The 23,963-nt window shown below is 60.8% G+C and carries 23 protein-coding genes and 1 tRNA gene; 2 read left to right on the forward strand and 22 right to left on the reverse strand.

Annotated features, from left to right (window positions below; translation table 11 throughout):
• Positions 1 to 14 precede the first annotated feature (14 nt).
• The 3 genes from murA to AB7783_RS17110 form a co-directional block, all read right to left on the reverse strand.
• On the reverse strand, positions 15 to 1,304 hold the full coding sequence (murA, locus tag AB7783_RS17100; protein ID WP_441278273.1) for a UDP-N-acetylglucosamine 1-carboxyvinyltransferase: 1,290 nt from the start codon (positions 1,302 to 1,304) through the stop codon (positions 15 to 17).
• Between the two features lie 126 nt (positions 1,305 to 1,430).
• Positions 1,431 to 2,096, reverse strand: a complete 666-nt coding sequence (locus tag AB7783_RS17105) for an epimerase (protein WP_231079457.1) — start codon at positions 2,094 to 2,096, stop codon at positions 1,431 to 1,433.
• A 42-nt stretch (positions 2,097 to 2,138) separates the two neighbouring features.
• A complete protein-coding gene (locus tag AB7783_RS17110) occupies positions 2,139 to 3,074 on the reverse strand; it encodes an SDR family oxidoreductase (protein ID WP_089266097.1) in 936 nt (311 codons plus the stop codon).
• Positions 3,075 to 3,175: 101 nt separating this feature from the next.
• On the opposite strand from AB7783_RS17110, the gene AB7783_RS17115 reads away from it, so the two are divergent.
• Positions 3,176 to 3,847 carry a TetR/AcrR family transcriptional regulator gene (locus AB7783_RS17115; protein ID WP_244628296.1) on the forward strand — a complete coding sequence of 224 codons (672 nt, stop codon included), beginning with the start codon at positions 3,176 to 3,178 and terminating at the stop codon, positions 3,845 to 3,847.
• 31 nt (positions 3,848 to 3,878) lie between these two features.
• Here the strand turns inward: AB7783_RS17115 and AB7783_RS17120 are convergent, their stop codons facing one another.
• The 5 genes from AB7783_RS17120 to AB7783_RS17140 all read right to left on the reverse strand — a co-directional run bounded on the left by AB7783_RS17120 (position 3,879) and on the right by AB7783_RS17140 (position 7,785).
• Entirely contained in the window at positions 3,879 to 4,385 is a 507-nt protein-coding gene (locus tag AB7783_RS17120; RefSeq protein ID WP_093756961.1) for a hypothetical protein, read from the reverse strand.
• A 148-nt stretch (positions 4,386 to 4,533) separates the two neighbouring features.
• Complete coding sequence (locus tag AB7783_RS17125; protein WP_441278274.1) at positions 4,534 to 5,457, reverse strand: alpha/beta fold hydrolase; 924 nt, start codon at positions 5,455 to 5,457, stop codon at positions 4,534 to 4,536.
• A gap of 41 nt (positions 5,458 to 5,498) precedes the next feature.
• The gene (locus tag AB7783_RS17130; protein ID WP_068734755.1) at positions 5,499 to 5,807 is read right to left on the reverse strand and encodes a UBP-type zinc finger domain-containing protein; all 309 of its coding nucleotides are present in this window, start codon (positions 5,805 to 5,807) and stop codon (positions 5,499 to 5,501) included.
• Between the two features lie 20 nt (positions 5,808 to 5,827).
• Positions 5,828 to 7,537: an FAD-dependent oxidoreductase gene (locus AB7783_RS17135; RefSeq protein ID WP_441278275.1), complete on the reverse strand. Its 1,710-nt coding sequence runs from the start codon at positions 7,535 to 7,537 to the stop codon at positions 5,828 to 5,830.
• 35 nt (positions 7,538 to 7,572) lie between these two features.
• Positions 7,573 to 7,785: a hypothetical protein gene (locus AB7783_RS17140; protein ID WP_441278276.1), complete on the reverse strand. Its 213-nt coding sequence runs from the start codon at positions 7,783 to 7,785 to the stop codon at positions 7,573 to 7,575.
• A 334-nt stretch (positions 7,786 to 8,119) separates the two neighbouring features.
• Between AB7783_RS17140 and AB7783_RS17145 the strand changes: the two genes are divergently transcribed.
• Positions 8,120 to 8,194 (forward strand) — tRNA-Thr (locus AB7783_RS17145).
• A gap of 425 nt (positions 8,195 to 8,619) precedes the next feature.
• On the opposite strand, the gene AB7783_RS17150 is transcribed toward AB7783_RS17145, so the two are convergent.
• The 14 genes from AB7783_RS17150 to AB7783_RS17215 form a co-directional block, all read right to left on the reverse strand.
• Complete coding sequence (locus AB7783_RS17150; RefSeq protein WP_089266090.1) at positions 8,620 to 9,135, reverse strand: Lrp/AsnC family transcriptional regulator; 516 nt, start codon at positions 9,133 to 9,135, stop codon at positions 8,620 to 8,622.
• A 224-nt stretch (positions 9,136 to 9,359) separates the two neighbouring features.
• A complete protein-coding gene (locus tag AB7783_RS17155; protein WP_441278277.1) occupies positions 9,360 to 10,121 on the reverse strand; it encodes an SDR family NAD(P)-dependent oxidoreductase in 762 nt (253 codons plus the stop codon).
• Positions 10,118 to 11,626: a class I adenylate-forming enzyme family protein gene (locus AB7783_RS17160; protein WP_441278278.1), complete on the reverse strand. Its 1,509-nt coding sequence runs from the start codon at positions 11,624 to 11,626 to the stop codon at positions 10,118 to 10,120. Before AB7783_RS17160 ends, AB7783_RS17155 begins: the two co-directional genes overlap by 4 nt.
• Positions 11,627 to 11,650: 24 nt before the next feature.
• Positions 11,651 to 12,640: an ABC transporter ATP-binding protein gene (locus AB7783_RS17165; protein WP_441278279.1), complete on the reverse strand. Its 990-nt coding sequence runs from the start codon at positions 12,638 to 12,640 to the stop codon at positions 11,651 to 11,653.
• Entirely contained in the window at positions 12,618 to 13,640 is a 1,023-nt protein-coding gene (locus AB7783_RS17170) for an ABC transporter ATP-binding protein (protein ID WP_441279715.1), read from the reverse strand. The genes AB7783_RS17165 and AB7783_RS17170 overlap by 23 nt, the downstream gene beginning before the upstream one ends.
• Before the next feature lie 7 nt (positions 13,641 to 13,647).
• Complete coding sequence (locus AB7783_RS17175; RefSeq protein WP_093756969.1) at positions 13,648 to 14,493, reverse strand: ABC transporter permease; 846 nt, start codon at positions 14,491 to 14,493, stop codon at positions 13,648 to 13,650.
• A gap of 3 nt (positions 14,494 to 14,496) precedes the next feature.
• Positions 14,497 to 15,465, reverse strand: coding sequence for an ABC transporter permease (locus AB7783_RS17180; RefSeq protein ID WP_441278280.1), 969 nt, complete (start codon positions 15,463 to 15,465; stop codon positions 14,497 to 14,499).
• A gap of 14 nt (positions 15,466 to 15,479) precedes the next feature.
• Positions 15,480 to 17,054 (reverse strand): ABC transporter substrate-binding protein, encoded by a 1,575-nt coding sequence (locus AB7783_RS17185; protein WP_441278281.1) that lies wholly within the window; start codon positions 17,052 to 17,054, stop codon positions 15,480 to 15,482.
• An 89-nt stretch (positions 17,055 to 17,143) separates the two neighbouring features.
• Positions 17,144 to 17,569 carry a PaaI family thioesterase gene (locus AB7783_RS17190; RefSeq protein WP_320445309.1) on the reverse strand — a complete coding sequence of 142 codons (426 nt, stop codon included), beginning with the start codon at positions 17,567 to 17,569 and terminating at the stop codon, positions 17,144 to 17,146.
• Positions 17,566 to 18,579, reverse strand: a complete 1,014-nt coding sequence (locus AB7783_RS17195) for a quinone oxidoreductase family protein (protein ID WP_089266082.1) — start codon at positions 18,577 to 18,579, stop codon at positions 17,566 to 17,568. Before AB7783_RS17195 ends, AB7783_RS17190 begins: the two co-directional genes overlap by 4 nt.
• 21 nt (positions 18,580 to 18,600) lie before the next feature.
• Positions 18,601 to 19,722: a M14 family metallopeptidase gene (locus AB7783_RS17200; protein ID WP_089266081.1), complete on the reverse strand. Its 1,122-nt coding sequence runs from the start codon at positions 19,720 to 19,722 to the stop codon at positions 18,601 to 18,603.
• The gene (locus AB7783_RS17205; RefSeq protein WP_441278282.1) at positions 19,722 to 20,582 is read right to left on the reverse strand and encodes a VOC family protein; all 861 of its coding nucleotides are present in this window, start codon (positions 20,580 to 20,582) and stop codon (positions 19,722 to 19,724) included. The genes AB7783_RS17200 and AB7783_RS17205 overlap by 1 nt, the downstream gene beginning before the upstream one ends.
• Before the next feature lie 75 nt (positions 20,583 to 20,657).
• Complete coding sequence (locus AB7783_RS17210) at positions 20,658 to 21,377, reverse strand: aspartate/glutamate racemase family protein (protein WP_089266079.1); 720 nt, start codon at positions 21,375 to 21,377, stop codon at positions 20,658 to 20,660.
• A 617-nt stretch (positions 21,378 to 21,994) separates the two neighbouring features.
• On the reverse strand, positions 21,995 to 23,884 hold the full coding sequence (locus tag AB7783_RS17215; RefSeq protein ID WP_441278283.1) for a feruloyl-CoA synthase: 1,890 nt from the start codon (positions 23,882 to 23,884) through the stop codon (positions 21,995 to 21,997).
• Positions 23,885 to 23,963: the final 79 nt, after the last annotated feature.

Consider the following 23,963-nt stretch of genomic DNA (forward strand, 5'->3'; position numbering starts at 1 on the left):
CCTTTGAGAGAATCCTATCCGCTGATGCGCTCGATGGTGGCACCGCAGGCGGACAGCTTTTCCTCGAGCCGCTCGAAGCCGCGATCGAGATGATAGATGCGGTTGACCATGGTCTCGCCTTCCGCGACGAGGCCGGCGATCACCAGAGAGACCGAGGCGCGCAGGTCGGTCGCCATCACGGGCGCACCGCGCAGCTTGGCCGTACCGTCGATGGTCGCGGTTTCACCGTCGAGATGAATGCGCGCGCCGAAGCGGGCCAGCTCCTGCACATGCATGAAGCGGTTCTCGAAAATTGTCTCGGTGATATGCGAGGAGCCCGTGGCTGTCGTCATCAGCGCCATGAGTTGCGCCTGCAGATCGGTCGGAAAGCCGGGGAATGGCGCTGTCGACACGTTCACCGGCTTGATACCCGCGCCGTTGCGCGAGATGCGGATGCCGTCGTTGTTCGGCGTCACCGTCGCGCCGGCCTCGACCAGTACGTCGAGCGCCGACTGTAGCAATTCAGGCCGTGCGCCTGAAAGTTGCACATCGCCGCCGGTCATGGCCACGGCCATGGCATAGGTACCAGTCTCGATGCGATCCGGCAGCACGGTGTGGCGCGTGCCATTCAGCTTGGCCACGCCCTCGATCGTGATCGTCGTGGTGCCAGCGCCGGAGATGCGCGCGCCCATCTTGTTCAGGCAGTCGGCGACGTCGACGATTTCCGGCTCGCACGCCGCGTTGTTGATAATGGTCGTGCCCTTGGCCAGCGTCGCGGCCATCAGCGCGACATGGGTGCCGGAGACGGTGACCTTGGCGAAATCGATCTCGGCGCCCTTGAGGCCGCCGGGGGCCTTGGCAATGACATAACCGCCGTCGATGGTGAGTTCTGCGCCGAGCTTCTCCAGCGCCATGATCAAGAGATCCACCGGACGGGTGCCGATGGCGCAGCCGCCGGGCAGAGACACCTTGGCTTCGTGCATGCGCGCCAGCAGCGGCGCGATCACCCAGAAGGACGCGCGCATCTTCGACACCAGCTCGTAGGGCGCTGTCGTATCGATGATGTTGGCGGCGGAGATATGCAGGGTCTGGCCCTGATATTCATGGTCGCCCGGGCGCTTGCCCGCCGACATGATATCCACGCCGTGATTGCCGAGAATACGCTGCAACTGCGCGACGTCGGCCAGACGCGGCACGTTGTCGAGAATCAGTGTCTCGTCGGTCAGCAGACCGGCGATCATCAATGGCAGCGCCGCGTTCTTGGCGCCCGAAATCGGGATCGTGCCATTGAGTTTGCTGCCGCCGATGATGCGAATGCGATCCATACCGATTCCCGCTGATTGCTGTGCCCTGACTATAGGGCGGATGGCCTCTTTAAAGCAAAAGCGTCGAAATTTGCGGTTTTTCGATGAGGCCGGCAGCAAATCTGAAAAAGGGCCGAATCGGCCCGTTTACGCTCCGACCTGATTGATATCCGGGGTTTCCAGGATTGGCTTGGAGTAGCCGTTACGAACCACCCGGATCATGGCGCGGCCGACTTTCTCTGTCGTGGTGACGTATTTTGGCGCGATCCGGACCAGCAGCGCCCAGAGGGGCGCGGTCGCGGTGTAGATCGCCTGAACCCACGCAGTTTTCGAACGAACACCATGCAGCGGTTGGATGCCGCCGGGGCGGAACATATAGGCGGCCTTGAACGGCAGCTTGAGCAAATCGTTCTCGGTCTTGCCCTTGACCCGCGCCCACATGACGCTGCCCTGCTCGGTGCTGTCGGTGCTCTGGCCGGTGACGTAAATAAAGGTCATCGCGGGATTGAGCCGCGCCAGCGTGTTCGCCACCGCGAGGGTGATGTCGTAGGTGATCCGACGATAGTCCGGCTCGCTCATGCCCAGCGACGAGACGCCAAGGCAGAACAGGCAGGCGCCATAGCCCGTCAAGTCAGGCGCGATGGCCGACAGATCGAAAAAATCCGTATGCGTGATCTCACGCAACTTGGCATCGCATTGCCCGGTAGGACTGCGGCCGACCACGAGCACGGCCTCGACATCGGGATCGAGCAGGCATTCGCGCAGCGCGCCTTGCCCGACCATGCCGGTCGCACCGAACAGAATGACTTTCATGAGACTTCCTTTGGATGACTGCCAGTCGATCGCGCGACGCAATCAGGCGGCAATCGCGACCTGATCAAACGACATGCCGGTGAGCGCAGCTGAGACCTCCCATAACCGCGCGCCGACGGCGGCATCCTGAGCTCGCGGCATGATCTTCGCGGGAGCCGGCGGCCCCTTCATTTCATAGACGCCGTTCGGGCCGTAATAGCCAGCTGGCTTCGCATCGGGTGAGGTGGCTGCAAACAATGTCGGCAAGGCACCGGCGGCGGCTGAATGGCTCAGCGGACGCAGCAACCGGCTTCCGAGCCCCATCAAGCCACCGCTGCCGGGACCGTTCGGAATGAGATCGGTGAGCGCGAAACCGGGATGCGCGGCATTGCTCATCAGACCCCAGCCCGCGGCATCGCTGCGCCGCTGCAACTCGATCGCGAAGATCAGCATCGCGAGCTTCGACTGCTGATAGGCTTTCCACGGCTTGTAGAATGTCGCGCCCTGAAGATCGTCGAAATCGATGAGGCCCGAACGATGCGCAAGACTGCTGAGATTGACCACACGCGGCGCCTTGTTGCGGCGAAGCACAGGGAGCAGACGCGCCGTGAGCGCATAGTGACCGAGATAATTGGTACCGAGCTGCATCTCGAAGCCGTCGGCGGTGGTCTGGCGCGTCGGCAGCGCCATCACGCCGGCATTATTAATCAGCAGATCAAGCGACGCATACATCGCATCGAAACGGCGTGCGAAAGTAGCGACCGAGTCCAGGCTGGCAAGATCGAGGTGCTCATAGCTGATGATCGCGTCGGGATGTCGCTCGCAGATGCGCTCGATCGCAGCGCTCCCCTTGGTGTCGCTACGGCCGGTCAGCACCACTTCGGCGCCAGCTCCCGCAAGCGCCATTGCCGTCTCGAAGCCGAGGCCACCTGTCGCCCCGGTCACCACGGCCAGTTTGCCGGTCATGGGCGGAATATGGTCGATGCTCCAGTCCGTCATGCTTATATCTCCCCAGGATCGAGAATCGTTGCGCGGCGCGGCCGCCGGATATAAATGTGCACTCAGTGCAAACTTGCAATAGGTGCAGATCGAGGATTGTTGTGACCGCCAGGATGCCGGCTAAGCCGAGGAAAACAGAAGCGGAATCGGTTGCGGCACCTGCTGCGCCGCCGACCGGCCTGCGCGAAAGGAAGCGCCAGCAGACGCGAGAGCGGCTCACCAAGGTCGCGATGGAGCTGTTTCTTAAGCGCGGTTTCGAGGAAACGACGCTGGACGACATTGCGGCCGCCGCAGAGATCTCGCGCCGCAGCTTCTTCCATTATTTCGCGTCGAAGGAAGACCTCGTGCTGGCGTGGCAGGATGCCAGCACGGATTTCCTTGTGGCCGCGATCGCCGCAAGGCCCGCGGACGAGCCGATGCTGCTGGCCGCGGAAAATGCTTTGCTCTCGATGGCACAGCAGCTCGAGAGCTCCGAGGCGATCGCCATTGCGCGATTGAAGCACGGCAATCCCGCGCTGCGCGCGCGCGACCACGTGAAATACGAAAAGATGGAGCGCGCCATCGCTGCCGCGCTCGGCAACCGCGCCAAAGACAAATCCGGGCAATTGCAGGCGCGGCTGGTCGCCATGATCACGACAGGCGCGATGCGGATCGGCGGCGAGATCTGGCTGGCGCAGGACGCAGGCGAAAGACCCGAGGCGCTTGTGAAGCGCACCTTCGGCGAGATACGGGCGATCCTCCGGGAATCGCCCGCCCGAAAAGGCAAAGCCTAGCGGCTATCGGCGGGAGATCGCCGCCCGGCGATCAGGCGAAGCCGCCGGGCATCGGGCGAAATTTCCTGATCGCAAGGAAGGTCGTGACGACGAAGAACACCAGCACGATGCCCTGAACGATCGCAAAAGGCGGCTCACTCGGCGGCACGCTCGGTGCCAGCGCATGAAGCGGCGGGACCTTCAGGAAGCTCTGGATCACCAGGACGAACACGTTGAGATAAAGCGAGATCATCGCAGTCAGCACATAAATCCAGCGCCAGCGCCCCGCCAGCTTCTGGCCATAGAGCGCCAGGCAGGCGATCGCCAGCAGCACCAGCGAAATGATGCCGATGACATGCGACGGCAGCAATTTCTCGACCGGGAAGAAGAAGCCGGTCACGCTGGTCAGGATCGTCGTCAGCAGAAACAGACCGGTCCAGCCGGGCAGCGACTTTGACTTCAGCAGGCCGACCATTGCGACCAGGCCCGCGACGATGCCGATCAGGCTGACCACCACATGAAGCAACGTGAACGTTGCCAAGCTCATTCCCAAAACCATGATGCACCCCTGCTTTAGAACCCCTCAAATCTTAGGGTGCGACACGGGAACTTGCCAATGATTTTTGGCTGACACTCATCATATACATTTGCGTGCAAGGCGTCGTTTCGTTCAAGACATTTGCGTTCGATCGATAGAGCCGCGAAATCTACTTGTTGAGAAATTCAACCAGTTTCGGGATCACCTGATCGGGGGCTTCTTCCATGAGCCAATGACCTGCCCCTTTGACGATAACGCCGTCCACATTGCTGGCGACGAGGCGCCCTTGCTCGATCAGGAAAGACCCACCTGCCTTCTCACCGGAGAGAACCAGCATCGGCATCGGCAGTCTGGTCTTGGCAAGTTCGGCAAACTCGGCCGCATCTTTCTCAAAAGCGCGGAAGACCTCGAAACCGGCTGCCATGTGGCCGGGCTTCGCATAGACCTTGGCGTAAAACACACGGTCCTTTTCTGGTACCGACTTCTTTGGGTCCGCAGCGAAATCATTCCAGAAGTGCTCAAGGTAAATGCGCTCGCGGCCCGCGACCAGCGCGAGCGGGGTCTTGCCGTAGAAATGGAAGTGCCAGAGGTCGCGCAACAGCCAGACATGCGTCCAGTCGCCAACACCAGGCAAAAAGGCATCCATCAGCGCGATGCGATCGACTTCGCTCGGATATTGCGCAGCATAGGCATAGGCGACCATCAGACCGATGTCGTGGCCGACAATTTTCACCTTGGGATATTTCAGGCCGGCCACCAGCGCATGGATATCGCGTGCCATCGCCGCTTTGGTGTAGCCATCAGCCGGCGCGTCGGAATCGCCGAAGCCACGCAGATCTGGCGCGATCACCGTATGACTGGCCGCAAGTTTCGCGATCAGCGAGCGCCACATATGGCTGGTCTCGGCATAGCCATGCAGCAGCACGATCGGATCGCCCTTGCCCGCAATGAGATAATGCAGCTTGACGCCGTTGATGGTGGCGAAGCGGCTTTGCGGAGCTTGCGCTGAAGCGGATACGGGGAGAAACGGCGCTGCCAGGACGGCCAGCAGCACACCCAACAAAGCCCGGCGTCCGATCGTAAAAATGTGCATGAAGTCCCCACTGAAACGTCGCCCGCGTCGGGACGATTATTTCAGTAGTAGCGCGGAATCGGCCCGTTGTGCGGAGTCTTTCGATCCGACAAATCGAACATCACTTCGTCGACGTAGCACCAGCCCCAACCTTCGGGCGGATCATAGCCCTCGATGATCGGATGCTTCGTGGCGTGGAAATGCTTGGTCGCGTGCTTGTTCGGGGAATCGTCGCAACAGCCGACGTGACCGCAGGTCCGGCAGATCCGCAAGTGCAGCCATATGCTGCCCGTTTTCAGGCATTCCTCGCAACCGAGTGCGCTGGGTGTCACATCGCGAATGCCGGAAATATGCGTGCAGCCTTTGGGCATGACGATCTCCCGTTATGAGCTCAAAGGGTCGGCGTGGCCGTATCGCCGAGAAAACCATGCAGCGCCGCCACCACCTGGGCGCCCTCGCCGATCGCGCCACCGACACGCTTCACCGAACCCGAGCGCACATCACCGACCGCAAAGACACCGGACACCGACGTCTCCAGCGCCTGCACGCTGCGGCCATTGGCGGGAATGCCGGTGATGATGAAGCCATGACGATCGAGGGTGACGCCGCAATCCGCCAGCCATTCGGTGGCGGGATCGGCGCCGACGAACAGGAATAGATTGCGGATGTCAGCGCAGGACTCCTCGCCGGACAGCCTACTGCGGGTACAGATCCGTTCGAGCCCCGCCTCCTGCGTCCCCTCCAGCGCCACGACTTCGGTGTTGAAGACCAGCTCGATATTCGGTGTCGCCTCGATACGCTCGATCAGATAGCGCGACATGCTGGCACCGAGGCCGCCGCCGCGGATCACCATATGCACCTTGTTGGCTTGGCTCGCGAGAAACACCGCCGCCTGACCTGCCGAATTGCCACCGCCGACCAGGTAGATTTCCTGCTCCCTGCAGAGTCGGGCCTCGATCGGAGATGCCCAGTACCAGACGCCGCGACCTTCGAAATCGGCGAGCCGCTCGATATCCGGCCGGCGATAGCGTGCGCCCGATGCCACCACGATGGCCTTGGCACGCATGACATCGCCATCGTCGAGTTCAAGAGCGAACAGTCCGTCCTTGCGTGAACAGTCCAGCGACTTCACGGCCGCCGGGATCATGATATCGGCGCCGAACTTCTGCGCCTGGTTGAAGGCACGCGCCGTGAGTGCCATGCCGGAGATGCCGGTGGGGAAGCCGAGATAGTTCTCGATCCGCGCGCTGGCGCCGGCCTGTCCTCCGAATGATTTGGCATCGCACACCGCAATCGACAGGCCTTCCGACGCGCCATACACCGCGGTGGACAGGCCCGCAGGTCCGCTGCCGACGATGGCAACGTCATAGGTCTTGCCCTTGGCGATATGGCTGATCATGCCCATCGCGCGGGCGAGTTCAGCGAATGACGGATTGCGCAGCACCGTGCCGTCGGCCACCACCACCAGCGGCAGCTCCTCCGGCGACGGCGTATAGCGCGCGATCAGATCGGCGGCGTCCTTGTCCGTTGCGGGGTCGAGCAGATGATGCGGATAACCGTTGCGGCTGAGAAAACCCTGCAGGCGGATGACATCGCTGGAATTGGCTGCGCCGATGAAAGCCGGACCGCCAGCGCTGCCCTGCAAAAGGTTCACCCGACGCAGGATCAGCGCACGCATGATGCGCTCGCCCAGATCCGCTTCCGCGATCAGCAGCGCGCGCAGCCGTTCCGGCGGAATCAGCAGCGTCTCGACATCGCCCTCAGCATGACCGTCAACCAGCGCGACGCGGCCCGACAGTTGCGCGATCTCGGCGACGAACTGTCCGGTGCACTGATCGGCCACCGGCGTGATACGGCCGAAACCGTCGCGCTGGGTGATCGTCACATGTCCGGACAACACCACGAACATGCCGGGACCGGGCTTGCCGGTCTCGAACAGGCAATCGCCATCCTTGTAATGCCGGATCTCACCGAAGCGGCGCATCCGCTCGATCTCCGCCGCCGTCAGCACGGGAAAAGTCTGATCGTGACGCGGCAGCGCCGCCCGCGGCGCGTAGGCCGGTAGCTCGGCGCTGGATGATGCCTGGGATTCTGATGACATTTAAACTCGCATGCTCACGCGGCGGACAGGTGCCATCAATCCCGATCGGGATCGACGGGTCTTGAACAGAAGTCCTGTATCTTATCGGCATCCGATGACGCCTCGACTGCGACGGCATCGCTGGCCTGACTGGCGCGCCCGCGCATTTGCACCTTCCGGCGCTTGAGATTTTCACGCAGCGCCTGGCGCAGCCTGTCCTGACGGGCAGTTGCACTTTCCTTGGCGGGTTTGCTCGGCTTATCGGTCATGGGCAGTTATGGTCGATCGAATGGCGTGCACAGATGCGCCAGATTGGATCCTGTGACCCCATACATAACCGCCTTCAACGCGTCAGGCGAGATGATCGACTTCGAGGTGATGATCCGGCCAATGAAGGCTCTGCCAGCGGTTATCGAGGCCATGGGGAACCGGATCGACTCGCCAATGGCGAAGCGCAAGGCGGCTGCAACCGCAACAGGCCGACCACACCCCTGTTATAATGATGCATTCTAAGTGCCACCCGCGCTTGCGCCGCCCGTGACCTTGTGGCAAGGATCGCCCCGCTTGGTAGGCGCCCTTGAGGCTGATTCCTGCACCCAGCATGCTGCCGTAGCTCAGTGGTAGAGCACTCCATTGGTAATGGAGAGGTCGACAGTTCAATCCTGTCTGGCAGCACCATTTTCCCCTGTTAAATCAATAAGCTCTCCCGACCGAGGCGCCTGACAATCAGGCACCTCGCGGTAGAACAGAACGCGAATCGCGGTTCAATACGGGAATATCCGGGGGTCTGTTCCCTGCCCGTTCCAGTCGCCCAGCACAAGCAGCCATATCACCGGACTCAAACGAACTTGAAACAGCCCCCCTTCGCGGGGGCGGTACGCTTGTGGCTTTGAATGATGGACCAAAATCGAGATGACCGCTGAATCCCGCCCTAACCGGCGGGTTTTTCGTTTGGCGCACATAATGCCTCTGCCCCCCTCAACCCGTAGAAGACGCAGATGCGATCGGCCAGCACGTACGCTCTAGCCGGAAATCGTGGAACCGTGCTGCCCGCAGCACACGACCGATTACACTCCATGCGGCAGCTTCGGAGCCGCGGCGTCTCAATGTGACAGGGAATGCGCCGCCGACGAGATATCGCCACGCCCCTGCTTCACCAAAGCATTCATGAGTGGCAATTCGGTCGTCGACTTGATCTGCTCCATCGTGAACATCGACGACACATCATGCAGATCAATCTTGGCGATCAGCCGCTGATAAAGATCGTCGTAGGCCCGGATATCCGAGACCACAGCCCGGATCAGATAGTCCACGTCACCGCTCAGGCGATAGAAATCGACCACCTCGGGGAAGCTGACGACGATTTTCCGGAAACGCTGAACCCACTCCGCGTTATGCTGGTTCGTTCGCACGGCGATGAAAACGCTGACACCCAAATTCAGCTTGTCTGCATCGAGAAGTGCAACGCGTCGCTTGATGTAGCCAGAGCTTTCGAGCTTCTGGATGCGGCGCCAACACGGCGTGGAACTCAGGCCAACGCGATCAGCCAGGTCCTGCATTGAAAGGCTGCTGTCTACCTGGAGTGCCGCGAGAATTTTGCGGTCGAGCTCGTCGAGCATGTTGGCCTCCGATGAAGGGTGCACGCAGAATATTTCTGCCGTTCATTGCCATCGTGACGCAATGCTATTGCGAGATTTGGGAGTTCGCGAGCATAAACAATTATCATCGCTGCGCATTCGAGCAGCAGGCTGGCGTCAAAAGCGACGCCTCCGCTGACGCAGCGCCAAGATGAATTCGCCACCGTGTGTCGTGATATCGACGCGTTGATTGAACGCGTGGCCTCTTACAGCCGCTGGCCACCACTCGCATCGATCTGCTGGCCAGTGACCCAGCCCGCTTCGTCCGACGCGAGAAAGGCGACGACCCTTGCGATATCGTCGGGTTGCCCGACCCGGCCGAGCGCGATTGTCTCAGCCACTGCGCGGCTGGCCACCGGATCGCGCGCGACGATGTTCATGTCCGTCGCCGTCGCACCGGGCATCACGGAATTCACCGTGATCTGTCGACCGCCGAGATGAACGGCGAGCAAGCGGCTCAGCGCTTCCAGACCCGCTTTGGCCGGCGCATAGGCGGCCATGGTCGGATAGGCCGAACGCGTCCCCATCGACGAGATATTGATGATACGTCCGCCATTACGCAGATGCGGCATCAGTGCCTTGATCAGAAAGAACGGCGATTTCAGATTGGTCTGCAGCAGAAGATCGAAGTCGTCCTCGGAAATATCCTCAATGGTCGCGCGTTTTCCGACGCCTGCGTTGTTAACGAGAATGTCGAATGCAGGGCTGCCATGGCGCTCGGTCAGTTCGGCACCAAAATCCGCGGCCAAGGCGGCTGCGCCACCGCGTTCCGAGAGATCGGCCTTGATGGCAAAGGCATTGCCGCCAGCGGCGGAGATGGTCGTCACCGTCGCATTCGCGGCATCGACCGAGGCGTTGTAATGAACCGCAACGGTTGCGCCGTCCTTCGCCAGGCGAAGCGCGATAGCCTGACCGATCCCCCGACTCGCGCCAGTGACTAGCGCGATTTTTCCTGCCAGCCCGCTCATGCGGACCAGCCGTGACTGGCTTCCAGGCTCCGCGCCCTGTCGATCAGCGCCTTGCGATCGATCTTGTTCGTGCCCGCCCAAGGCAGTTCGTGGACGAACTCAACCCGCCGCGGGTGCTGATATGCCGGACCATTGGCGATCGCGAACTGACGGATGTCGTCGAAGCTCGGCGTGGGCTGCTCGCGCGTGACAATAAACGCAACCGGCACCTGGCTCCGTTCCTCGTCGGGCAACGGCACTACTGCCGCCTGCTGGATCTGCGGGTGACGCTCCAACAGCTTTTCGACTTCGCCCGGATAGATATTTTCGCCGGAGCAGACAAACATGTCGTCGGCACGGCCTACGAAGAAATAGAAGCCGTTGGCATCGCGGCGCATCACATCGCCACTGTAATACCAACCATCGGTCAGCACCTTGGCGGTCTGCTGCGGCAGATTGTGATAGTGATCCAGCACTGCTGGATTCCGCATCAACAGCACGCCTTCATTCTCGGTACCATTGACGAGCCGGACATCTTCCAGACGGATCGGATAACCTAGCGCCAAAGGCGGCGTCGGAATCTTGTCGGGATGCGGACCGAACACGGCCGGCCCTGCTTCAGTCGTACCATAGCCCATCGTCATTACGACGTTGGGCAGCGCCTGCTTGATCCTGTCCCACAGACCCATGGTCATCGGCGCCGACCCAAGCATCAGGCGACGAACCGAGGTGATATCATTCTTCGCTAGCAGTTCCGTTTCCTTGACGACACGAGCCCACATGGTGGGAACGGCCGTGGCGGCGGTCACCTTGTACTTGGCGATGGCCTCAATATAACTGCGGGTCTCGAACGACGGCAGCACCACCACAGACGCATTCTGAGCGAAAATCGTCTTGATGGCGAACAGGCCATTCATGTGAAACAGTGGCTGCGCGATGATGTAGCGATCATCCTGATTGAGCGCACCGCTGGTCCGTGTCGAGATCGCCCAGAGTTGTCCGTAATGCGATAGCGGTACGCCTTTGGGCCGGCCGGTGGAGCCGGAGGTGTAGAGCATTTGCCCGACCTCTTCCCGCGTCGTCTCGACGGCGGTGAACGCTGCGGGCTTGATCGTCGCAGTAAAGCCGCTTGGGCCGCTGTCGTCGAAATTGATGACGGGAATGCCGTCGCGCACCATCGGTCGGTTGGCATTGTCGACAAATGCCAGCGCGATCTTCGCGTCGTCCATCACAAAATCGACGGTGTCGCGCGCAGCCTTGATATTGACCGGAACAGCGATGCATCCGGCGCGCATGATGCCGAAATAGCAAATGATGTATTCGGCGCGATTAAACGACAGGATCGCGATATGTGTGCCGCTCTTGTAGCCACCATCGACAAGATACTGGGCGACCCCGTTTGCCATCTCGTCGATCTGACGGTGCGTGTAGCGCCTGGGATGCGCGGGATCGATCAGATCGATGACCGCCTCCCGATCAAGGTCACCGCTGCGATCGATCAGGTCACCGAGATTATTCCACCGCATTAGCAATACTCCACTTCTGAGAACTCAATTGGCTACCTGCGCAACCCGCGGCAGCGCCGCGGGTTGTTCAAGCAGATCGTAATGACAAGCCACCTTGCGGCCATCGGAGACATCGCGCAGCATCGGTCGCTCCTCGCGGCAAAGCGCCTGAGCGTAGGGGCAGCGCGTACTGAAGCTGCAGCCTGGCGGCGGATTGAGCGGGCTTGGCAACTCACCCTGCAGCACGCTGCGGGCGCGGCTGCGTGCAATGCGCGGATCGGCGATCGGCGCGGCGGCAAGCAATGCCTCCGTATAAGGATGCGCCGGTCTATCCCAGACGTCCTCGCTGCGGCCTGTTTCGACGATCCGACCGAGATACATCACGATCAGCCGATCCGAAATATGCTCGACGACCGAGAGATCGTGCGAGATGAACAAATACGACACGCCCGTTGCCTGCTGCAGGTCCTCGAGCAGATTGATGACCTGCGCGCGCACCGAAACGTCCAGCGCAGATACCGGCTCGTCGCAGATGATGACCTTGGGCTTGAGCGCAAGTGCACGCGCAATGCCGAGACGCTGGCGCTGGCCGCCAGAGAACTCATGCGGATAGCGCCGCATCGCATCGGCCGGCAGGCCTACCTGTCCCATCAGCTCGATGACACGATCCTTGATATCACGGCGCGACCAGCCGGCGACGCTGAGCGGTTGCCCGACGATGGTGCCGACGTCGTGGCGCGGATTGAGCGATCCATAAGGATCCTGGAAGATCATCTGCATCGACTTCCGCGAGGCCTTCAACGCGCCGGCCTGCATCCGCGTGACATCGTCACCATCGAGGAAGACGCGTCCGTCGGACGTCGGCACCAGACGCATGATCGCCTTGCCGAGCGTGGACTTGCCGCAGCCGGATTCCCCGACCAGCCCCACAGTCTCGCCGGGCTCCAGGTCGAAACTCACATCGTCGACCGCCCGCACGACGCCCTGTGCGCTCTGGTATTGGACACAGAGACTAAGCACCGATAGTAGCGGCATCGCGCGATAACTCCTTCTCGGCAGCAAAACAGGCGGCGGAACGGTGCGGCAGCAACGGCGCCAGTTGCGGCCGCTCGGCACGGCAGCGATCGAGTACATCGGGACAACGGTTCTGGAAGGCACAGCCCTGCGGCAAATCGGACAGTGCCGGCACGTTGCCCGTAATTTCGACGAGACGACTGCCACGTCGGCGCTGTGCCGACGGCGTCGCCCCCAGCAGCCCCCGCGTGTAGCGATGCAGCGGCCGCTCGAACAAAGCCTCCACCGGCGCTTCCTCGACTTTGCGGCCGGCATACATCACGGCCACCCGGTCGGCGACTTCGGCAACCACGCCGAGATCATGGGTGATAATGATAAGGCCCATATCGGATGAGGACTGCAATTCCTTCATCAGCTCGATGATCTGCGCCTGGATGGTGACGTCGAGCGCCGTGGTCGGTTCGTCGGCGATCAGGAGCTTTGGCCCACAAGCAATCGCCATGGCGATCATGACACGCTGGCTCATGCCACCAGACATCTGGTGCGGATAATCATTGAAGCGGCGTTCCGCATCCGGGATACGCACCTGGCGCAGCAATTCGATTGCGCGGTCTCTCGCCTCGTGACGCGACACGTCATTGTGGCGCCTGATTGCCTCGATCAGCTGATCCCCAACCGCGACCACAGGGTTCAGCGATGTCATCGGATCCTGGAAGATCATCGAGATGTCCTTGCCGCGGACCCGCTGCATCTCGCGCTCGGACAAGGCAGCGAGATCACGCCCCATGAAGCGGACGGCGCCACCGACGATCTTTGCCGGCGGGTTCGGCAACAACCGCATGATCGCCAGCGCCGTCAACGACTTGCCACAGCCGGATTCACCGACGATGGCGAGAGTCTCGCCGGCCGAGACTGTCAGCGACAGACCATCGACCGCAGGCAACACGCCACGGCGCGTGAACAACGACACCTGCAGGTTCTCAATGGAGAGGATCGGCGCTGGACCGGCTTTGCTGCCCATGATCATCTCAGCGATCCCGCAGTTTGGGGTTGAGCGCATCGTTGAGGCCATCGCCCACAAGGTTGAGCGCCAGCACAGTGAGCATGATCGCGAGACCCGGCACCGCGCAGATGTACCAGGACGAGCGGATGAGCGTCCTGCCGTCCCCGATCAGCTGTCCCCAACTGGTGACATTGGGATCGCCGAGCCCGAGGAATGCCACAGCGGACTCGAACAGAACGGCCCCGGCAACGACCAGTGATGACAGCACGATCACCGGCGGCAGTGCATTCGGCAGTATCTCGCCGAACATGATCCGCAGACTGCCCATCCCCATGGCCCGGCAGGCCTGCACAAATTCGCGATCGCGCAGCGACATGAACTCGGCACGCGTCAGCCGTGCGATCGGCGTCCAGGTCACGACGCCCACGGCGATTGTCACATATTCGATCTTCTGCCCGAGGATCGACACGATGGTCAGCACGAAGATCAGGTTCGGGATGGTCTGGAACAATTCGGTCAGACGCATCAATAGCTCATCGACCCAGCCGCCGACATAGGCCGCGGTGGCGCCAACGGTGATGCCGATGATGGTGGCGGTCAGGCTGGCGCAGAGCCCGATCAGAAGCGTGGTGCGGGCGCCGTGGGCAATCATCGCCGCAATGTCACGACCCAGAGAATCCGTGCCAAGCGGATAACGCGACGACATGAAGGGCCAGATCTCCGGCCGCCCGACAATACGAAGCGGGTTGCGCGGGAACCACCATGGCGCGGCAATAGCAACACCGACGACGACCAGGACGAGAAACAGACCGACCAGCGCCGCGCGGTTGCGGGCGAAGCGCCGGGCGAAGTCGAAGAACAATGTCAGCATGATCTACCTCGCCTTGATCCGGGGATCGAGCCGCAGATACAGCAGATCGACGGTCGCGTTGCAGACCGCGACCAGCAGCGAACCGAGGATGAGCACACCGAGCACCATGGGAAAATTGCGACTCATCACGCTGTCGAACAGCAGGCTGCCGATGCCGGGCCAACTGAACACGGCCTCGATGACGACGCTGCCGCCGAGCATGGTGCCAAGCTGCAGTCCGAGCAGCGTGACGATCGGCAACATCGCGTTACGCATTACATGTGCCAGCACCACCCGACCGCCCGACAGGCCCTTGGCACGCGCTGTTCGCACGAAATCCAGCCGGGCGACCTCCAACATTGAGGCTCGCATCACGCGCGCGAAGGTCGCGGCATAGAACAGCCCTAGTGCCGTTGCGGGAAGGACGAGATGATGCATCACATCCAGAACGGCACCGAAGGCACTTTCGTCGACGCCGATGGTGCGCATGCCGCCCACCGGAAACCAGCCGAGCTTCACCGCAAACATCACCGTCATCATGATGCCAAGCCAGAAGCTCGGTGCAGCGAAGAAGAATACCGCACCGAGCGAGATCAGATTATCCCAGATTGTGTTGACCTTGATCGACGCCAGCACGCCGGCCGTGACGCCAACGAGCAAAGCAATTCCGATTGCCGCCAGCATCAGGATCAAGGTCGCTGGAAGCTGTTGCGTGATCACATCAAACACCGGCGCGTTCTGCCGGTACGAATAGCCGAGATCGAGCCGCATCACCGACCAGATATATTTGGCAAGCTGCACCGACACCGGCTGATCGACGCCGTAGGTGTGACGCAGCTGATCCAGCATCTTCGGGTCGGTGATCTGCTGTTCGGACGTCATCACGTCGAACAGACTCCCCGGCGCCAGATGGATCAGAACAAAATTCATCACAATGACCGCGAAGATCAGCGGAATGATTTGCACGAGCCTGCGGATGATGATGCGACGCACGTTTGCCTCCGCTCTCAGCGGTCCAGCCAGACCTCGGCCCAGCTTTCGCCCATGAAGTCCGCCGTCAGCGAATGATCGCGGACATCAGAACGAGCGATCGTCACGGGTTCAAGGTCGACCATCGGAAGGACCGGCGCGTCGCTCGCTGCGAGCTTGTCGAACTCGTGCACCAGCGATACGCGCTTCTCCTCATCGGTCTCGATCGCCATCTTGCTGACGGTTTCGTCCATCTTCGGATTGGAATAGCCCGTGGCGTTGCGGAAGGCCGCCCCCTTCACGATACCGTCGGTGGTGTAGTATTGCGTTGTCTGCGGGATCGGCTCGATGCTGGCTGAATTGTTCGACACCGCGACGTCATAGTCATAGTCGGTGTAGATGCGTTTCAGCGAGGTCGCGCGATCGGGGATCGCCAGATCGACGGTGATGTCGACGTCCTCGAAGGCCTGCTTCAGATACTGACCGATCTTGACGTTTTCCTCGAACCACCCGGCCGATACCAGGCTCATCTTGAAGCGCGAGCCGGATTTCACCGGATAACCGGCAGCATCGAGCAATGCTGCGGCCTTTTTGACGTCGAACGGATAATCCTGGACGTCCTTGGTGAAGAAGATTGAATTCGAGAAGTGGAGAGCACCAAGGGAGGGACGCGCGCGACCGAAGAAAACCGTATCCGCGATGAAGCTGCGGTCGATCGCATGAAGCAGGGCCTGGCGCACCTCGCGCTTCTTGAAGATCTCGCGACGCTGGTTGAACTCGACACTCGTGATCCACGCCGAATTCGAGTAGCCCTTGGTCTCGGCAACGAACTTCTTGGTTGCCGTCAGGCGCGCGATGTCCGGCGCCGGGATCGGATTAAATGTGCCTATATCAAGCTGGCCAGCCTCGAACGCAGCCGACCGCGACGCCGGATCTCGCCACCAGCGGATCACCAGCTTGTCGAGATAGGGCTTGCCAGCATTCCAGTAATTGTCATTGCGGGCATATTCGACATGGCTGCCGCGCACCCACTCCTTAACCTTGAACGGACCGGTGCCGATCGGCATATTGTTGATCGGGTTGGTAATGATGTTCGACCCGTCATAGATATGCTTGGGAATGACGAGGCCGGCCTTGCCGGCCAGCACGGACTTGAGGAAGAATTCTGGCACCGGCACTTTGAATTTCAGCACCACGGTCAGCGGATCCACGGCCTCCGCGGTCAGCAGAGCATCGAGCGTGACGCCAGCGGAGATCGGCTTCCAATACTGGATCGCATTGAAGACCAGATCGTCCGAGGTCAGCGGCTTGCCATCATGCCAGGTGACGTTCGGACGTAGTTTGATCGTGTAACTGCGGAAATCCTCTGCCGGTTCGATCCCGAGAGCCAGCACCGGTTCGAATTTGAGATCGGCGGTCAGGCGGATCAGCCGCTCGAACACCTTGGTCGACGTGAAATACGGACTGGAGCCGCCCCCCGCTGGAACGAACAGCGATTGCGGCTCAAATCCGCCCCACGTGCCGACCAGCGTGCCGCCGCGCTTCGGCGTGGCCGTTGCAGCACTGGAAGAGCCGGCGAAGCCGGACGTCAGAACGGCGCCGGCTGTCGTCATCAGAAAATCACGTCTGCTAAAACCGCTCATTGTTCTTCCTTTGTTGCAAACAGGAACCGGCCCCGTCGCGCGTTCCTGCTATTATTTGCTTAAAGCGTCGAATAGGTGCCGCGACCGATGGCGAGCAGCGCCCCCTTCTCGTCAAACACATCGACGTCGGCGACGCCGACGCTCTTGCCGGCACGGCGCACCCGCGACACGGCAACCAAGGCGGTATCGACAGCCGGCTTCAGGTAATCGACCCGGAAATTCACGGTCGGAAGGCCGCGCCCGACCATCATGCCGACGGCGAAATCGCCGACTGTGTCAATGACCGAGGCAATGACGCCGCCATGCCATTGCTTGGAGCCCGGCCGACGTTCGAATTCCGGCCGCATCGGCGACCGCATCGTCACTTCCTGCGTTACCGGATCAGCCTTGATCACCTCAAGGCCGAGGAACAGGTTGAACGGCGACACATCCAGCATTTGCTGAATCTCGGGGGCGGTCAGCGTCTTGACGTCGGGCTTGCTCACGGCGTCACCACGACTTTGCCGAATACCGCACGATCTTCAATGATGCGCACAGCCTCCTTCGCTTCCTCCAGCGGATAGGTCTTGTCGATCAGTACCTGCAGCTTCTTGGCGGCGACGAGATCGAACAGTTTTGTGATATCGTCACGTTCCCAGCCGTTGGAGCCCTTGATCTCCAGTTCGAAGGTCCAGATGAAGCGAAGATCTTCAGTAGGCGAGTAGCCGGCAGTTGCACCGCAAGTCAGAATGCGGCCTCCGAGCTTCAGACAGCGCAGCGATTTGACCCAGGTATCACCGCCGGTGAAATTGACGACGACATCGACACCGCCGCCTTCGACGAAGCGACGGCGATGCGGCTTGCCGTGGCGCTCATAGATCGTCTTCATGAAGTCGGACTGGGTGTAGAGGATGATCTCGTCCGCGCCGAGCTCCGTGAGCCTCTTGCCCTTCTCCTCGCTACCGGCGCAGGCGATCACATAAGCACCTGCTAGCTTGGCGAGCTGGACACAGCACACGCCGACGCCACCACTGGCGCCCAGGATCAGAACCTTCTCGCCAGATTTGATCTGACCAATGGTGTTCATCATACGGATCGCGGTGCCATAGGCGACCGGCAGTGCGGCCGCCTGCTCGAAGCTGACGCCGTCCGGAATCTTGACGAGCTGATGCGCCTTGGCGCGGCAGAATTCGGCGAGGCCGCCGTCCTGGGTCTCACCCATCAGGCCGCCTTCGACGCGGTTGACCGGATCGATCAGCACGCGATCACCGATGTTCCAGCCGGTGACGCCGGCGCCGAGTTCCGTGATTTCACCGACCACGTCGAGGCCAATGATGACAGGCAGCGGCACCTTGATGCCGGGCATACCGCGGCGGGTGAAAACGTCGTGATAGTTGATCGACGATGCCCGCACGCGGATGACAACGTCGCCCTCGCCGGCCTTCGGCGTCGGATAATCCGCCGTGAATTGCAGCTTATCGTTATCGCCGTGTTCGTAAAGGACAACTGCTCGCATGATCTATCTCGCTCCGTTGATTCAGGCTGCGACGGAGAGGGACCAGCTTGCCAGCCCCTCCACCGCCTGTTGAGTGATGGAAATGGCTTGTTCGGTGGTTTCTTCGCGCCAGTGCGACGACACCGGGACAAAGCAATCGTGCAGGTCTGCGCGCAGCATGCGAACGCGCTCGCTATCTTTCTCGGCCTTGAACTTCAGCCAGAGATCGAGCTGCAAGGCGCGACGAACCTTGGTACCACGCGTACCAAATTCGATCACTGCGCCGACCATCGGTCGCTCGCCAAGGAACCTGGTCATGCCGTGAAATACGAGTCCCTGATAATTGGGCCGCGCAAAATTGTTCGGCTTCTGGCCGACGATGCGTTCACGCCCCCACCAGCGCACGGCTTCCGCATGAAGCGCGCCGCCTTCAGGGTTGAAGCACAGGAAGAAGGACTCGCCGAAATCACCGATGCCGGTATGCCAATCGATGAAGCCGATGCGCTCGGCCGCGCCGAGATGATCGGCGATGATGGTCTCCAGAGTCAGATTGGACCACTCGCGCCCGGAGCCGCCATAATTGGAGCCATCCGGGAAGTCGTACTGCCCGCGCGCCAGCGTGTCGAACAGACCGTCATCGCCATGCGCGTCCTTGAAGGCTTCCACGGCGTCGGCGTAGATCTGCAGGGCTGCCGGCGTCCAGTCCTCCGGAAGGAGATGCGGATAAAGCTTCGCATAACCCGGATTGCCCGGACGGGGCGTGGAAAAATCGATGAAATTGCGATTGAGATCAACATTGTTTTCGGTGGTCCGCGTGCCCCAGGCAAAGCCGTAGGGATTGATCGCGTGAACGAAGAGAATCGACACGCCGCGCGGAAGGGCGCGTGCAAAATTGCTCTGCATCCAGCCGATCTGCGCCGCCGAACCGCTGAGGCCTTCGAGGCCGTGCGTACCGCTGAGGATCACCAGTTGCGAAGCTGCGCGCGGATCACCGAGCCGCGCCACGTCGATGCACAGATCCTGGCCATTCGGGCCCTTGAGCGCCGGATGGGTGTAGGTGGTCAACGCAGCGCCGACGTCATTCGCAGCATTGCGAAACTTCACGCGCGCGCCGTCATAGTCGAGCGCAAAACTCCGGGTGAAATCATTGGGGAGCGCTACCATCACGCCGTGAACCCCAGAGCGACATTGGCTGCGTCGGCATGCGACACGATGATGCCGTCCGCATAGGGCTTGAAGGAAACGCCGGCCGCATCGAATACGGCGCGCGGCGTGTCGAGCGACGCGACCTTGAACACCAGCGCGACCATGCGATCAGTGCCATCCTCGCTGGCAAGCGCCGCACCGGCATAGCGATCCGCGACCGCTGCAGGATCGAGCACGACAATCGTTGCGGCACCGGCATTGAACGAAAAGCCGCCATCCGTCGGCGTCAGAAGCGGTGCGCCGAACATGCGTTCATAGAGCGCTGCAGTTCGCGCCGGCTGCTGCGAGGCGATGACAAATTCGACGATTTCAGTGGCACCATTGGCATGCGTCTGCCATTCGGGGCGCCACACCAGTTCCGGCGTATCATGATGGCAGAAGAACGTGCGGCCGTTCTGCACTTCGTCGCCCGCCACGCGGATGACCTTGAAACGCGCGTCTTGGGCGCCGCCCGGCAATTCGACCGGCCGCGCAAAGCTCATTGGCTCCATGACGGGAACCGCATTGTCCTTCAACGTCGCATAGACCAGATCGGCATCGACGGATTTGAAAACAAGCCCGCTTAATCCCGGCGGATGCGTCCAGAGATCAGCACGCATCGTTTCGCGCCCCGGCAGATAGCCAAGCAATTCGAGATAGTTCGTGCCGAAGATTGCCAGGTTATTACTGGAGCCGAGCGTATGGTGACCGCGCTCCGTCAACTGAAAGCCGAGGCGAGTATATTGCGCAGCAGCCTCATCAAGCTGGCCCATCACGTTAATGACAACGTGATCGAGGACCGGCGAGATCTTCCGTTGCACGGTACGCATATCACTCATACGAAAGCCTCATTGCCTTCCAGGTTAGGGAGACCAGCAAGATCGATGCCAATCCAAAGATCAATCACGCCGATGTCATGCAGCACGTGGTCGCGGTTCTTCCTTCGCCATGGAAAAGGCGAGCGCCGCATCCGCGTGAAGAAGCGTTGAATCAAAGACGGGAAGATCGATGTGCTCGGGGCCGATCAGCAGACAGATCTCGGTGCAACCAAGAATTACGCCGTCAGCGCCACGCTCTTTTCCTCGTGAAATCGCATCGAGATAGAGTCGACGCGACTCCTCGCGAACAACACCTTGGCATAGTTCATCGAAGATGATGTCGTGAATGAACACACGATCGTCCTCAGCGGGAATAACGGGATCTAGCCCGAACCCCTCGCGCAATCGCGTCACATAGAAGTCCTGCTCCATCGTGTAGCGCGTTGCCAGAAGTAGCGGCCGCTGCAGCCCTGCAGCCTTCACGGCAGCGCCGGTAACGTCGGCAATGTGAAGAAGCGGGATCGACACTGCCTGCTGCACTTCGTCGGCAAGCTTGTGCATTGTATTCGTGCAGATCAGAATGCAACCAGCACCGCCTCCTTCCAGATCGCGTGCGATGTCAGCGAGAACCTGACAGGCCTCGTCCCAACGCCCTTGTTTCTGCAAGCTGACAATCGCGTCGAAGTTGATCGAACGCATCAGAATATCCGCGGAGTGGAGCCCACCGAGTTCGGCGCGGACTTGCTCATTCAGCCGGCGATAGTAAACAGCAGTACTTTCCCAGCTCATTCCACCAATCAAACCAATCGTCCGCATTACTATTGCTCGCTCTGTCCAGTCGATGTGCTTGACGGAACGATAGCATCGGCACCGCGCAATCCGATTGCGGATCGCGGTCATCATACTCAGTTTGCCTGAGAAGAAACTTCATAGTTCGAGCGATCGGCGGAATAGGATTTCAAATTTTCCGATCCGTCGCACCAACGTTTCTTCGTTGGGTCCTGACAGACCAGAATGATGCAACGACGTGCAGCGCCGGGAGTCGCCGTGTGTGTCGTGTGAAATCTCACTGCGTGAGAAGAGTCCGGTCTGCACCAGGAGTAGAACTCAGTGCAATTTAACACGCATGCGGATCGGACACGTTTCGCGAACACTCCGCATGAGCCGTTCATCGGAAACAAACGAGGTCGCCTCCTGGAGGGAAAGGCGACCTCGTGGAGCGCGCGAATGCCCTCGCGCCGGTCCATGTGCTCTGGGGAAGAGCGCTATATTTGACCACGGCGCCCGCGCTGGTGTGTGACGACGACATGACACGGCATGTGACAGTTGATCGCATCGGCAAAGTCTCGCGTGCGGTCGCTCGACCTGTTGCCTTCACCATCAACGCGATATTTTATTGTCCCAATGCATCGTTCGAGTTCTGGACATCCCGGCTAGGCATGACGGGCGTATTGCTCGACACTCGCGCAGATTATCAAGCGGCCTGAGAACTCTCTGTTCAGGTCTTCCACGTCGGCTACGCGGCGCGCCAGAACGGCGCGCTGATTGACGTAACCCTTGTCAGTAATCTCGCCGCCATCGACAGATAGCGGCTCTGCCAGCAAAAGCGCGCAAGTTGCATAGGTGGAAGACCCTCCGCCTGCCGCCTTCAGTCTCGCGAGCCCTTCCCCTACGGACGAACGCACATTTTCGCAGCCAAGCACGGCATCGATGCTCGCTGTTTCCGGCAGGCCGGACACAGCGCGGCAGGCAGCCAGATTGGGAACAAGAAGGAAGCGCACATCCTCGCCGCCATGGCCGGCTACGACAATATCCTGAACCAGCGGCGCCAACGCGGAGATTCCTGCCACGCGCAGCGTTCCGACGTTGACCCATGTGCCTGATGTCAGCTTGAAATCCTCGGCGATGCGCCCGTCGAACAGCAAGCCTTGCGCCGGATCAGCCGGATCTGCAAATGCAACGGCATCGCCGATCAGATAGAAGCCGTCCGCATCAAAAGCTTTCGCGGTGAGGTCCGGCGCCTTCCAGTAGCCCGGCGTCACATTAGGCCCGCGCACCCGCACCTCGAACTTGCCGTCCGATGGCACGAGCTTTAGCTCCGTACCGGGAATCGGCACGCCTATATTGCCTGATCTCGGCGCCTGAAAATGACAGTCGGTCGCGAGCGGCGATGTTTCCGTCGATCCCCAAGCGGAGACCATCGGCAACGGACGCCCGATTGTTTCGATGGAAAGTGTCTCCAGCGCCGACCATGTGCTCTGTGGCAGAGCCGCACCGGCATAGAAGACGAACTTCACCTCGCTGAAGAATCGCTCTCGTAACCCATCGTCCTTCCGCAGGGCTGCAATAAGCATGTCGAAGCCACGCGGCACGTTGAAATAGACCGTCGGCATGACGCTGCGCAGATTGGCGATCGACGTCGCGAACAATCCGGGCGCGGGCTTGCCGCTGTCGATGTACAGCGTTCCGCCGTTGCGCAGCACCATATTGAAATTGTGATTTCCCCCGAACGTATGACTCCAGGGCAGCCAGTCGAGAAGAACGAGTTCGCTCTGCTGAGTTTCGAGAAACGGCCAAGTCTGTGCCTTGGCCTGCTGGCTTGAGGTCAGCATGCGCTGGGTATTGATGACTGCCTTCGGCGCGCCGGTCGATCCCGACGTGAACAGGAACTTGGCGATCGTATCGGCATCGACCGCTGCGAAGGCATGATAGATCGCTGCGCTCACCGGCGTCGTGATCACATCGGCGTATGAGTATCCCGCTCCGGCAGCCGCGCCACCGCCGATGATGGCGGCAGTGTGAAACGGGCCTATCGCAGCGAGGGCCGGACCGAACTGATGCAAGTTCGAGACGTAGATGGCACCGGGATCGAGAAGCTGGATCGCGCCACGCAGCTTTTCGAAATCCTTCGACATCAGCGAATAGGCCGGCGAAATCGCAGCGACGGGCACACCGACATGCATCGCTGCCAGGGCGAGAACCGCATGCTCGATACCGTTGTCTGATAGCACTGCGAGGGGCCGCTGCGCACTCATCTCCTGTGCAAGAATCCAGCTACCCGCGCCGCGCACGCGCCGAAGCGTCTCGGCATAACTCAGCGTCACCCAAGGCACATCCGGACTGGACCGCTCCGCCAGAAAGATCCGCTCCGGTGTCTGTTGTGCCCAATGTTCGAGCCAGTCCCCGACACAACGCGCATAGGGACGCAGCCCTGTGTCGGATCGAAGAAGGATCGTACCGTCGGATCGCTGTTCTGCGTCAACCGACGGCGTCAGAAAAAATGGACTGCCCGAGCCAGCCGCATTGTCGCGGTCCAGAACCATCGCTTCTCTCCCCCATAACGTACCCGTCTTTGTTCTTATTCGGGCTGTTCAATCGAACCGGTTGTTGCCGGCTCGGATC

The sequence above is a fragment of the Tardiphaga sp. 172_B4_N1_3 genome, from assembly GCF_052076035.1.
Lineage (GTDB): Bacteria > Pseudomonadota > Alphaproteobacteria > Rhizobiales > Xanthobacteraceae > Tardiphaga > Tardiphaga robiniae.